The organism is Micromonospora sp. NPDC007220, assembly GCF_040634035.1.
GTDB classification, from domain to species: domain Bacteria; phylum Actinomycetota; class Actinomycetes; order Mycobacteriales; family Micromonosporaceae; genus Micromonospora; species Micromonospora reichwaldensis.
Genome location: NZ_JBEYEU010000002.1, coordinates 56,618 through 68,543 on the forward strand (window position 1 = coordinate 56,618; position 11,926 = coordinate 68,543).

An 11,926-nucleotide genomic window follows, 5' to 3' on the forward strand; every position below is an offset into this window, starting at 1 on the left:
CGGGTCGGGCGTCCCCGGTAGGTCGACTTCTTGCTGGCCCTGCAACGCCTTGCAGGCGGCACGGCACCCCGCTTGTCCGCCCGCTCCGCCCACACGTCGGGCATCGAATCCGTTCACTTTGATGTTCCTGAATGGTAGCGTCCTGGAAACATTGCAAGGACTTGCATTGATCGATGGTCGGTGGACGGGCCCGCTGCCGACCTCCTCGCCCCACACCCCCGCCCCCGCGAGGAGGTCTTTCGCATGAATCCCCAGTGGCGCTCCGAGCCGCCCACCATGGCCACGGAGCCGAGGACGACCACCCGACCCGCACCACGACGTCTCGCCCTGCTCGTCGCGATGCTGGTCGGCCTGACCGGCGTACTGTCCTCGGGCCTGATCACCGCACCGGCGGCCCAGGCCACGATCGACGGGCAGGCGCTGGGCGCGCGCTACAACGGGGCCGCCAGCGACATCACCTTCCGCGTCCGCTCGGCGACGGCCACCCGGATCGCGCTCTACCTCTACAGCGCCGCCACCGGCGCGCAGGAACGGGTCAGCTACGTGCTGACCGGCAACAGCGGCATCTTCGCCAAGACGGTAAGCGTCGCCGAACTGAACCGCCTCGGCATCACCGGCACGGTCTACTACGGCTACCGCGCCTGGGGTCCGAACTGGCCGTGGCACGCCGGCTGGACGAAGGGATCGACGGCGGGATTCGTCTCCGACGTCGACGCCGCCGGCAACCGGTTCAACCCCAACAAGCTGTTGATCGACCCGTACGCGCGGGAGATCAGTCACGACCCGCAGACCCCGAGCCGTCCCGACGTGGCCGGCTATCGCAGCGGCGCTAACCGCGCGGTCGACACCGGCACGTTCGCCCCCAAGGGCATCGTCCTCAAGCCGGCGGCCGGCGGAGTCGGCACCAAACCCACCCGGGCATTCAAGGACGACATCGTGTACGAGGTGCACGTGCGCGGACTGACCAGGAACGACCCCACGATCGCGTCGGCGTACCGCGGCACCTACCGGGGCGCCGGACTCAAGGCCCCCTACCTCGCGTCGCTGGGCGTGACGGCGGTGGAGTTCCTGCCCCTTCAGGAAACGCAGAACGACACCCACGACGTCGACCCCACCAGCACCGCCGGCGACAACTACTGGGGTTACATGACCCTCAACTACTTCGCCCCCGACCGGCGCTACGCCTACGACAAGTCCCCCGGCGGTCCCACCGCCGAGTTCAAGGCGATGGTGAAGGCGTTCCACGACGCCGGGATCAAGGTGCTCGTGGACGTGGTCTACAACCACACCGGCGAGGACGGGCCACAGGGCGACAAGAACACCTACAACGTGTTCTCCTGGCGCGGCCTGGACAACTCCACCTACTACTCGCTGACCGGCGACCGGCAGAGCCCCTGGGACAACACCGGCGTCGGCGGCAACTACAACACCTTCAACCCCGCCGCGCAGGACCTCATCGTCGACTCCGTCGCCTACTGGAAGGACACGCTCGGCGTCGACGGCTTCCGGTTCGACCTGGCGTCCGTGCTGGGCAACACCTGCCAGCACGGCTGCTTCAACTACAGCCGGACCAATTCCGGCACCGCCCTGAACCGTCTGGTCGCCGAGATGCCCGCGCGCCCGGCCGGCGGTGGGGCCGGCGTCGACTGGATCGCCGAACCGTGGGCCATCGGCGGCAACAGCTACCAGGTCGGCAACTTTCCGAGCGGCTGGTCGGAATGGAACGGCAGCTACCGTGACATTCTGCGCCGCGACCAGAACAAGCTGGGCGTCGACGCGGTCACCCCGGCCAACCTCGCCGACCGGTTCGCCGGGTCGTCCGACCTCTACGGCGACGACGGCAGGCGCCCGTGGAACTCGGTCAACTTCGTGGTCGCCCACGACGGGTTCACCCTGCGGGACCTCTACGCCTGCAACAGCAAGAACAACAACCAACCGTGGCCGTACGGTCCGTCCGACGGCGGCTCCGACGACAACATCTCCTGGGACCAGGGCGGCGCGGCCGCCGACCAACGCAGGGCGGCCCGCAACGGCCACGCGTTCCTCATGCTGTCGGCGGGCACCCCGATGATGACCGGCGGCGACGAGTACCTGCGCACCACCAACTGCAACAACAACCCCTACAACCTGGACTCCAGCGCGAACTGGCTGGACTGGACCCCGGACGCCGACCAGACGACCTTTGCCGCCTTCACCAGCCGGCTGCTCGCCTTCCGCAAGGCACATCCCGCCCTGCGACCGGCGAACTTCTACACCGCCGCCGACACCAACGGCAACGGACTGGGCCAGCTCGAGTGGTTCACCCCGGCAGGCACGTCACCGGATGGCGCGTATTGGGGCAACGCGAACAACCACGCGCTGGCCTGGCGCATCGACGGCAGCGAGTTCGGCGACTCAGGTCTCTACACCGCCTACAACGGCTGGTCCGGCAACGTGACATTCACCCTGCCCGCTCCGCCCCCGGGCAAGCAGTGGTACCGGGTCACCGACACCTCCACCTGGGCTGAAGGACCCGACCAGGTGGCCAGCCCCGGCAGCGAGGCCCTGATCGGTGGCGCCTCCACCACGTACGTGCTGGGCGGGCGGGCACTGCTGCTGCTCATCGCCCGGTAGTAGCCCGGACAGGTTGGCGATCACTCCAGGAGACGTAACGGAACTGGCGGATAGCCGACTGTCCGATCCTGCTTCTGCCACGAAGAGGCGGATTACGGTGATCTCTGCTTCACCCCCGGCAGGGGCCACCGACCTCGGCGCGTACGCGGCGGAAGGGATTCCGATGAGCAGTTCGTCAATGTCCTTCGACACCGCGCGTCGGATCCTCGGCCAGCGAGACCCCGAGTGGAGCAACAAGCTGAGTGCCCTGCTCGGGTTGGCGGCCCTCGGCAGCGGGGCCGTCGGTTTCGCTGTGCCGGCGATCAAAGCCGGGTGGGGTTGGATCGACCAGAAGAACGAACTGGTCAGCCAGCTCACCTCGGCCGTCGACCGCGTACGCGACCGGTGCCTGGGCGCCAGGGGCCGCGAGCGACACGAACTCATCGCGGCGGCACACACCGCCGTGGTCACCGGCGCGTTCTTCGCCGCCCTCAGCGAGGTGGTGGGTAAGAAGTACGCACGGCTCGGCCTGACCGAGGCCGAGAAGCAGCAACTGGTTTCCGGCAGCGTCGACGGCGACCACGAGAGCATGGTGTCCTACCTGCTGAACGTGCCGATGCCGATGCCGTGGGCCGCCTGCGGATTCGAGACGAACCTCGCGGCTTCGGTGGCTCCCTTCTACGAAAACCTGACGGGGCGCTGCCTGCGCTTCTTCCGGGGGCTTGACGCCTGGCAGCGGATCGAGCCCGAGATCCGGGACTCCGACGACGGCAGGACGCTGGCGTCGGTCGTCGTGAGCAGGGCGATCACGCGCTACCGGAACGACTACCGGCGGCTGGCGGCCGAGGTGCCGGAGTTCGGCATGTGGGCACTGCTGGACCAGTTCGAACACGCGACGGCGGCCCGGAAGTCGGCTCGTCAGCGGTCCGAGGAGTTCCAGCGGCGTTCCCTCTCGCTGATGGAGCAACTCCTCGCCGGCCTCTCCCGGATGCGGGAGAGGGACCTGCCGACCGAACGTAGCCGGACGATCATGGCGCAGCGCAATCGTCAGCTCCTGTCCGAGCCGCTCGCGCACGTCACGAAGATCGACCTGGAGTCCGGCCTCAGCATGCCGGACACCGAGACCGGCTACGTCAACCCACGCTTCCAGTGGGCGGTGATGAGCGGCAGTTCCCGCGCCTGGGACGAGGAGTGGTGGGGGCAGCAGCGGCGCGGGCACCGCCTGGACCACTTCCTGGCCGCGTACTTCACCTCCGCGCGCAGCGCCGAACTTCCGCTGGTCATCCTGGGCCACCCGGGCGCCGGGAAGTCCCTCCTGACCAAGATCATGGCGGCTCGGCTGCCGCCCGAGCACTTCACCACGGTCCGCGTGCCGTTGCGCCAGGTGCGGAACCCCGCAGCCAAGATCTACGAACAGATCCAGGACTTCCTCGACGACGACACGCACCTCGGCGTGCGATGGCGGGACCTGTCCGAGGCCAGCCGGGAGGCCACGAGGGTGGTGATCCTCGACGGCCTGGACGAGCTGATGCAGGCCACCCGGACGACCGAGTCGGGATTCCTGCACGAGGTCCGGGAATTCCAGGAGAAGGAGGCCAAGCTCGGTTCGCCGGTCTCGGTGGTGGTGACCTCCCGTACCGTCGTGGCCGACATCGCGAACATTCCGGCGGGCTCCCTGGTCGTCAAGCTCGAAGACTTCGATCGGAACCAGGTCGATCACTGGGTCGACATGTGGAACAAGGTCAACCAGGAGCCGATCGGGAACGGCACCGTGAAGCCGCTCGCGGTGGACAGCGTCTGGGCGATGGGCGAACTCGCGCGCCAGCCGCTCCTGCTCCTCATGTTGGCCGTCTTCGGCGCCACGGAGGATCCGCCGACCGGCGGCGACGGTCAGGTCACGCAGGCCCAGGTGTACCAGTGGTTGCTCAACGGCTACATCGCGCGCGAGGTCGCGAAGACGCCCGGGACGGCCACGAACCTCCTCTCCGAGGACGAGGAGATCGCAGCGCGCGCGGACCACGAACTCTGGCAGCTCGCGATCGCGGCCTTCGCGATGTTCAACCGCGGCCAGCAATCCGTCACCGGCCAGGACCTCAACAGCGACCTGGCTCCGATGTTGCGTGCGGGCGCGGCGCAGGGGAGCCACCGGAAGCGCCTGGCCCAACCGCTGGATCCCGCCATCCGCACCATCGCCCGGTTCTTCTTCATCCACGCGGCCGACGTCAGTGGTGTGGTCTCCGGGAGCAGTTACGAGTTCCTGCACGCGACGTTCGGCGAATACCTGATCGCCTACCACGTGCTGGAGCAGCTGAAAGGTCTCGCCGACGCGCGCCGTCGGCTGCCGGTGGGCCAGGAGTGGACCGACGACCAGTTCTTCGCGCTGCTGTCCCACCAGCAACTGTCGGTCGGCGGCGCCATCATGCCGTTCCTGCGGGAACTCTTCGAGGCCACGCCGACGGCTCAACGGCGGGCGATCGTCGCGGAGCTGAAGGCCCTCGTCCGGTTCAGCCAGGAACGGGAGGGAGTGGGTCGCTTCGAGGGCTACAACCCGTCGAGCCGTTTCCTGCTCGGCCGCGTCGCCGCGTACCTCGGCAACCTGCTCACGCTCTTGACCGAGCTCTGCGACGGGCCTGTCCCGCTCGACGAACTCGCGCCCGAGGGGGACGACCAGCTGACCTGGTGGCGGTCCACCGTGCGCTTCCTGCACGCCGGACTCGACGACAACGGGTGGTCGATGCTGCTGTCCAGCATCGATCTGTCCGTCACTGACGAGGTGCCGGCCATCGGCAAACGGCGGGCTCCGATAGACAGGTTGCTCATCCACCCGTACGAGGCGCGACTCGCCGGAGATCCAGAGCGTGAGTTGCAGCTCCTGCTCGGCGCCACGGCCCTGCACGGGCGTCGCCTCGCCCACTGGGGTGACGGGACCGGCGACGTGTGCATGAAGATCGTGTCGTCCCTGGTGCACCGCGACGAACGGTCCGGCGACCACGAGGCCATCATGGACGCGGCGGCCTCGTCCGCCTCGCCGGAGACGGGAAACCTCTTCGTCGAGTACCTGGTCCGCCATGCCGGTCGGCTCAGCTACAAGGACGTACGGAAGCTGGCCCAGACCGCACTCTGGATGAACAGCACCCAGGCGGCCGTGCGCATCGCCCCGGTGGTGGCGCAGCACCCGAGGCTGTTCATCGAGTACCCGCGGCTCCTCAGCATCTACGAACGGGGTCTCACGGACGCCCGCGAGATCGCCGAGGTCTTCGCCGCGATGCGCGTCGGACTTGCCGTGTGGCAGGGCGATGACGCCGAGGCGTTCAAGGAGATCGTCGGTCACCTCGTCGCCCGGCAACGGGGCCGCTGGAGGGAGGTCGCCATCCAGCCGATCAAGGGCCTGTCGAATCTGTCCATCGAGGTCATGCGGCCCGCCATTCCGCCTCTCGTCGCGATCCTGGCGGACGACTACCAGCGACGTCCCCCTGTCCCGGCCTACTACTCGTCACTGTCGAGTGGGCGGCACCGGGAGGACGGCCCGGTTCAGGATCGCCGGCCGGACCGAAGCAACTGACGATTCGCCGCGGGACGCGAGCGGGAGGCGGTACGTCGACCCGGGGCGGCGCGATCGACGCCCCGGGTCGACGGGTACGGGCCACGCTCGTGCTGCCGTCAGCGGGGAGCGGGCTGCCCCAGCAACTCCAGCGCCAGGCGCATCAGTTCCGGGCCGGCCTTCTCGGGGCTGCCCGTGTCGAACGGCGGGTCGGGGTCGTACTCGACGACCAGTTGGAGTGCCTGCGCGATCCGTTCACCGGCGATCTTCGCGGCGAGGTGCAGGGACATGTCGATTCCGGCGGACATGCCGGCGGCGGTCATGATCCGGCCCGCCTCGACGTAACGGCCCGGGACGAACGTCGCGCCGTACTGGGCGAGCTGGTCCCTCAGGCTCCAGTACGTGGTCGCCCGCAGCCCACGCAGCAGGCCGGCCGTGCCCAGGACGAGGGCGCCGGTGCAGACCGAGACGGTCCACGTCGTGTGCCGGTGGATCCGCTGGACCCAGCGGATCGTGTCGGGATCGTTCTGGACGCCGCGGACGTTGCCTCCGGGCACCAGCAGCACGTCGGCGCGGCGCACCTGGCTGAGCGTGCGCTCCACCCCGAGGGTGAGCACGCCGTTGTCCGTCCGGACCGGGCCGGTCCGCTTGCCGACGGTCACCACGGAAGCACCGGGGATCCGGGACAGCACCTCGTACGGGCCGATCGCGTCGATCGGGGCGATCCCGTCGAAGAGCAGGATCGCGATGCGTGGTCCCCGGGCGGGCCCGTCCGGGTCGCTGGGCCGCTCCGCCCGGGCCGGATCGCCCAGGCCGGTGGCGGCCAGGCCGACGCCGGCCCCGCCGGCCACCGCCGCCCGCAACACCGTCCGCCGGTTCACGTCCATGCTGAACATCGATTGCCCCCTTCGGTCGAGCTGAGCTTGCGCATGTCCCGGTGGTCGGTCACGCCGCCGCCCCGGTTCCACGGGCCGCGAGGCAGGTCCGGATGTGAGGGCCCCCGGTCCGTATCGGCGGGTCCGGTGCGGTGGGTGCGGGGGGTGATCTGTTCGCCGACGGGGCGTTGCCCCGTACGTGCCGCAGGGGCCGCCCGCGCGGCCAGGCGAGACCGGGCACCTCCGTGAACGGGGCACGGTGCCGGCCGACCGGGCCGGCGTACCTCCGACGCGGTTCGGCGCAGCGTCGTCAGTCGCCGGAGGGCCGTGCGCCGGCGCCCCGGGCGGACTTCGGGCGGCGTGCCCCGTTTTCGGCCGCCGACCCGGTGAGCGCCGACGCGCGCCCGCTCAACGCGTCGACGCGTTCGACGAGTCGGCGTACGGCGTCCTCGTCGTCCGCGTCCACGGCCGTCACGCGTTCGAGCAGCGCGGCGTAGTCCGACGTCAGCGCCAGGTACTTCCTGCCGAACGTCTCCTTGGCGCCGTCGACGTAGGCCTGGCGCTCCGCCATGGCGTACCACCGGTCGAGGTCGATGATCTGCTGGGCGAGCACGGCGGCGGCGGCGCTGAGCGCGCTGCGGGCGTCGGCGCTGTCGTCGCGGCGGCGGCGACGGGCGTCCGCGAGCCGGCCCGCGCGGCGGCCACCGACGTAGAGCACCGTCGCCCCGGCGACGACGGCCACGATGGCCGCGGCCGCGAGCAGGAAGCGGGGCAGCGACGGGCTGATCGTCCGCGCGCCGTCGGGAACGGTGCCGGCCTTCACCAGCAGGTCGTAGTTGACGGTGACGACCTTCAGCGCCTCCAGGGGGCGGTCGGCGAAGGTGTCGACGCCCCGGCTGACGGCCATCTCCGCCACGAAGGCCCGGCCGAAGTTCCCGTCGTCGCGCCCGGGCAGCAGCGCGCACCCGTAGGTGTCGTACTCGTCGCCGTCGCGGCTCATCACCAGCACGACGGTCCCGTCGGCGGCGCGCTCGACCTGGCGGCAGCCCTGCCTGAGGTCGGCACCCGGCGCCAGCATCAACACGACCAGCCGGCGGTTGCCGATGATCCGTTCGGCCGCCGCGCGGTCCAGCTCGACGCCCGGCGCGACGTACACGGAGGAGGCGCGCACGTGGCGGGCGACCGGGCCGTCCAGCGCCCCGCCGGTCCACAACGCCCAGCCGGCCAGCGCCAGGCAGGCCAGGACGGCGACGCCGAAGGGCGTGCCGAACAGGTCGGCGAGCCGACGTCGTACGGACTGGCTCACGACAACCTGCCCCGGAGGTAGAGGTGCGGGCGGTAGCTGGCGACTCCCAACGTCCGGGCGCCGTCGTCCAGCTCGTCGGCCGCCTCGTCCAGCAACGTCCGCACGTGGCGGTCCGGCAGCCCCTCGTCCAGCGCGGCGCGGGCGGCCTGGAGCTTGACGATGCCCCGGGTCAGCGCCGGATCGCTGCGGGCGTCGGTGAGCAGGGACATCTCGACGGCGAGCGCGGTGAGACCGGCCAACCGGGCGGGCGTGCCACCCCGCCCGGGGTCGCCCCGCCGGACCACCAGGGCGTCCGACCGGCGCAGCGACCGGACCGAGAGGATCAGGAACGTCGCCACGCAGCCCGCGAAGAGCCACGGCAGGGCGGGCAGCGCCACCCGCAGCGGGTCGACCGGCTGGTACGGCAGCGGGCGGTCGAACAGCCCCGAGTAGCGCAGGTCGGTGACCCGGTTCAGGTACGCCGTCAGGATGTTGCCCTGGGGGTAGTCGTACCGGCTCAGCCGGCCGCCGAACTGGCCGTAGAAACTCGCCCCGGCCAGCTCCGCGAAGTCGTCGGCCGCCGGGCCGTGGTACTCGATCCAGAGGCCGTACATCACGACGATCGGCGTGCCCGGGAACAGCTCGGCCAGCGCCGGACCGTACCGGGGCACCGGCTCGCCGAACGGCTGCGCGGGCAGCGCCACGTACCGGGCGCCGTCCGGGAAGGCGTTGCGCGCGGCCTTGTCGGGGATGCCGGTCAGTGTGGCCCCGGCCCCGAGGTGCAGGCCGGTGGCCCGCAGGTCGGCGGCGACGGCGGCCAGCTCCCGGTCGGTCGGGTCACGCCACCGCAGCTCGTCGTGCTCGGGCGGGTCGGGCGCCTCCCGCAGCGCGGCGATCAACGCCACCAGCAGGCCTGTCACGTCGGCGGTGGCGAACTGGGCGCGCCAGCCGGGCAGGGTGTCGGGTACGGCCTGGTAGATGCCGCCGCTGACCTCGGTGCCGATCACCCGGACGGTCGCGTTCTTCACGTCCCGTACCCGTTTGCGTTCGTCCTCGTCGAGCCCGGGCGGCGCGACCAGGATGCGGACGGGTTCGGCGCCGGCGGCCTCGCGGACCCGCTGCTCGTTCCAGCGTGCGGTCGCGCCGGGGAGCCGCACCACGGGTTCGGCGGCCATCAGCGCGGTCATCTCGTCCACCGAGGGCACGCTCGCGTCGCTCAGCTCACCCGCCGAGCCCTCGTCGATCTTCGCCGGGGCGGCCGGCGACCGGCCGTAGCTGACGTCGACGCTCTGCCGCTGGGCGAGCAGGAAGACGACCAGGACGACCACGGCGACGCCGAGCAGCGCCCAGCGCAGCAGCTCGTACCGGTATCGCCTGCGCGATTTCACTGGTGCGTGCGCCACAGCCGGTCGGCCTCTCTCGCGTGTTGCGCCGCCTGCCGGGCGGCGGACGCCCCGCCGCGCCCGGCGGCGATGGATTCGGCGCGGGCCAGCAACTGCTCGGCCTGCGGCACCTGGGTCACCGCCGCGTCCCGGCTGACGGCCGCGCTGTCGATGGCCGCGCGGGCGGCGGACCAGGCGGTCCGGCGCTCCCGCCCCCGCGCCCGCCACCGGGGCAGCAGGGTCGTCGCGAAGCCCGCGCCCACGAGCAGGACGCCGCCGACCAACCAGGCGAGGAGGGTGTGGGACATGCGCTCCAACCATCGGGCGAGGGGTACGGGGGTGCGCTCGGGAGCTGTCGGGGCAGGCAGGGGTACGACCGAGTCTGGCTCATCGAGGCGAATCGGTGCGCACCAGCCCTCACCGGCCCTGGCCTGCGGTCGGCCCGGCACGCCGGGGCGTCGTATCGTCTCCGCATGGCGCACCCGGTCTGGGCGGACGGCAGGGCCTACGAGGCGTACGTGGGCCGGTGGAGCCGCCCCGTCGCGGGGGAGTTCCTGCGGTGGCTGGCCGTGCCACCGGGCCGCCGCTGGCTCGACGTGGGCTGCGGCACGGGCGCGCTCACGTCGACCGTGCTGGCACTCGGGGACCCGAGGCACGTCTCGGGCGTCGACAGCTCGCCGGGCTTCGTCGCGTACGCCCGCGCGGCCGTCCGCGACGGACGGGCGGCCTTCCAGGTCGGCGACGCCCGGGCGCTGCCGCTGCCCGACCGCTGCGTCGACGTCGTCGTCAGCGGACTCGCGGTCAACTTCGTGCCCGAGCCGGCGCGCGCCGTCGCCGAGTTCGCCCGGGTCGTCCGCCCCGGCGGGGTGGCCGCCGCCTACGTCTGGGACTACGCCGGCGGCATGGCGCTGCTGCGGCACTTCTGGGACGCCGCCGCCCTGCTCGACCCGGCCGTGGCCGAACGGGACGAGGGGCGCCGGTTCGCGGGGTGCGACCCGGACTCCCTGCGCGGGATGTGGACCGACGCGGGCCTGACGGCGGTGGCGCTCCGGCCCGTCGACGTGCCCATGGTGTTCGCGGACGTCGACGACTACTGGACGCCGTTCCTGGGCGGGCAGGGCCCCGCCCCCTCGTACGTCGCCTCCCTGACGGCGCCGCAGCGCGCCCGCCTGCGCGACCTGCTCGCGGCCCGCCTGCCCGTGGCGCCGGACGGCTCGATCCGGCTCACCGCCCGGGCCTGGGCCGTCCGGGGCGCGGCGCCGGCCTGACCGCCCGCAGGCGCCCGCCGGGCCTTCGCGGTCGGAGGCGCGCAGCCGGGTGAGGCCGTCCGGCTGTCCGCTTCGAGACCCAGCGGTACCCGCCGCCGACGTCCTCGGTCAACCTGATCCGTGACGCCGGGTGTCCCGCCCGTCGTGGAGATCGGAGGACCGATGAAGGCCCGTTTCCGACGGCGGTCGACCCGGACGACGCTGTTCGCGGCCCTGGCCGCCGCGCTGGTCGCCGCACTGCTGCCCGCCTCGCCGGCGCTCGCGCTGCCCTCCGGTAGCGGCTGGTCGGCTTCGTGGAGCTACTACCATCCCACCGCCTACCAGTACGCCGGCACGCTGCCGGGCGTCCGGCTGACCGGCTACGCCACCGACAACTCCGGCACCAGCACCACGGTCGGCACGATCGAGGACACCGCCGACGACGGCCGCTGCGCCAGGGTGATGCTCTACGCCAACGGCGTCGGCTACGTCGCCGACCGGACCACCTGCGGCAGCGGCAGCTACCTGACCTACTCCACCGGCAGCTACAGCCAGGGGCTGCTGGTGATCGTCTACCGGATGGTCGCGGGCACGAGCACCCACGACAAGGGCTTCGCCATGTTCGTTCCCGGTTCGTCCGCCGATCCGGAGCTGCGCACCGTGGGTACGGGCGCCAGCTGGTCGTACTACACGTCGGCGGCGTTCCAGTACACGGTCACCCGTCCCGGCGTGCGGCTGACCGGCTACGGCGCACACCAGTACGCGGACCAGCGCTCCTCGCTGAACACGGTGGAGAAGACCGCCGCCACGGTCGGCTGCGCCACGGCCAAGGTCACCGGCGGTGTGTCCACCAGCGGCGGCACCTGCGTCAACGGCGGCAGCACGTCCTTCTCCCGCGCCGACCTGACCAACAACCTGGAGGCGTCCGCCTGCTACCAGCCGGTCCCCGGCACCCGGCGCTGCCTCGCGGTGGGCATCCCCGAGCCCTGGTGACCCGACCGGCA

At 71.6% G+C, this 11,926-nt stretch carries 8 protein-coding genes; 4 read left to right on the forward strand and 4 right to left on the reverse strand.

All coding sequences use genetic code 11. The features are described from left to right. The first annotated feature begins 243 nt into the window (after positions 1 to 243). The gene (locus ABZ573_RS06380; protein ID WP_358116254.1) at positions 244 to 2,613 is read left to right on the forward strand and encodes an isoamylase; all 2,370 of its coding nucleotides are present in this window, start codon (positions 244 to 246) and stop codon (positions 2,611 to 2,613) included. 163 nt (positions 2,614 to 2,776) lie between these two features. After that, complete coding sequence (locus tag ABZ573_RS06385; RefSeq protein WP_358116256.1) at positions 2,777 to 6,154, forward strand: ATP-binding protein; 3,378 nt, start codon at positions 2,777 to 2,779, stop codon at positions 6,152 to 6,154. 98 nt (positions 6,155 to 6,252) lie between these two features. Here ABZ573_RS06385 and ABZ573_RS06390 read toward each other — a convergent pair whose 3' ends face one another. The 4 genes from ABZ573_RS06390 to ABZ573_RS06405 all read right to left on the reverse strand — a co-directional run bounded on the left by ABZ573_RS06390 (position 6,253) and on the right by ABZ573_RS06405 (position 9,983). Further along, the gene (locus ABZ573_RS06390) at positions 6,253 to 7,029 is read right to left on the reverse strand and encodes a DJ-1/PfpI family protein (protein WP_358116259.1); all 777 of its coding nucleotides are present in this window, start codon (positions 7,027 to 7,029) and stop codon (positions 6,253 to 6,255) included. A gap of 289 nt (positions 7,030 to 7,318) precedes the next feature. Then, positions 7,319 to 8,314 (reverse strand): hypothetical protein, encoded by a 996-nt coding sequence (locus ABZ573_RS06395; RefSeq protein ID WP_358116262.1) that lies wholly within the window; start codon positions 8,312 to 8,314, stop codon positions 7,319 to 7,321. Further along, on the reverse strand, positions 8,311 to 9,681 hold the full coding sequence (locus ABZ573_RS06400) for a hypothetical protein (RefSeq protein ID WP_327029271.1): 1,371 nt from the start codon (positions 9,679 to 9,681) through the stop codon (positions 8,311 to 8,313). The genes ABZ573_RS06395 and ABZ573_RS06400 overlap by 4 nt, the downstream gene beginning before the upstream one ends. After that, positions 9,678 to 9,983, reverse strand: a complete 306-nt coding sequence (locus ABZ573_RS06405) for a DUF6403 family protein (protein ID WP_358116265.1) — start codon at positions 9,981 to 9,983, stop codon at positions 9,678 to 9,680. The genes ABZ573_RS06400 and ABZ573_RS06405 overlap by 4 nt, the downstream gene beginning before the upstream one ends. A gap of 165 nt (positions 9,984 to 10,148) precedes the next feature. Here ABZ573_RS06405 and ABZ573_RS06410 point away from each other — a divergent pair, with 165 nt between their 5' ends. After that, positions 10,149 to 10,943 carry a class I SAM-dependent methyltransferase gene (locus ABZ573_RS06410; protein ID WP_358116268.1) on the forward strand — a complete coding sequence of 265 codons (795 nt, stop codon included), beginning with the start codon at positions 10,149 to 10,151 and terminating at the stop codon, positions 10,941 to 10,943. Positions 10,944 to 11,105: 162 nt separating this feature from the next. After that, positions 11,106 to 11,915 (forward strand): hypothetical protein, encoded by an 810-nt coding sequence (locus ABZ573_RS06415; protein ID WP_358116271.1) that lies wholly within the window; start codon positions 11,106 to 11,108, stop codon positions 11,913 to 11,915. The last annotated feature ends 11 nt before the right edge of the window (positions 11,916 to 11,926 follow it).

Coding starts and splice junctions, on each gene's coding strand:
- ABZ573_RS06380 (WP_358116254.1), top strand. CDS start 244: ATGAATCCCCAGTGGCGCTCCGAGCCGCCCACCATGGCCACGGAGCCG.
- ABZ573_RS06385 (WP_358116256.1), top strand. CDS start 2,777: ATGAGCAGTTCGTCAATGTCCTTCGACACCGCGCGTCGGATCCTCGGC.
- ABZ573_RS06390 (WP_358116259.1), bottom strand. CDS start 7,029: ATGTTCAGCATGGACGTGAACCGGCGGACGGTGTTGCGGGCGGCGGTG.
- ABZ573_RS06405 (WP_358116265.1), bottom strand. CDS start 9,983: ATGTCCCACACCCTCCTCGCCTGGTTGGTCGGCGGCGTCCTGCTCGTG.
- ABZ573_RS06410 (WP_358116268.1), top strand. CDS start 10,149: ATGGCGCACCCGGTCTGGGCGGACGGCAGGGCCTACGAGGCGTACGTG.
- ABZ573_RS06415 (WP_358116271.1), top strand. CDS start 11,106: ATGAAGGCCCGTTTCCGACGGCGGTCGACCCGGACGACGCTGTTCGCG.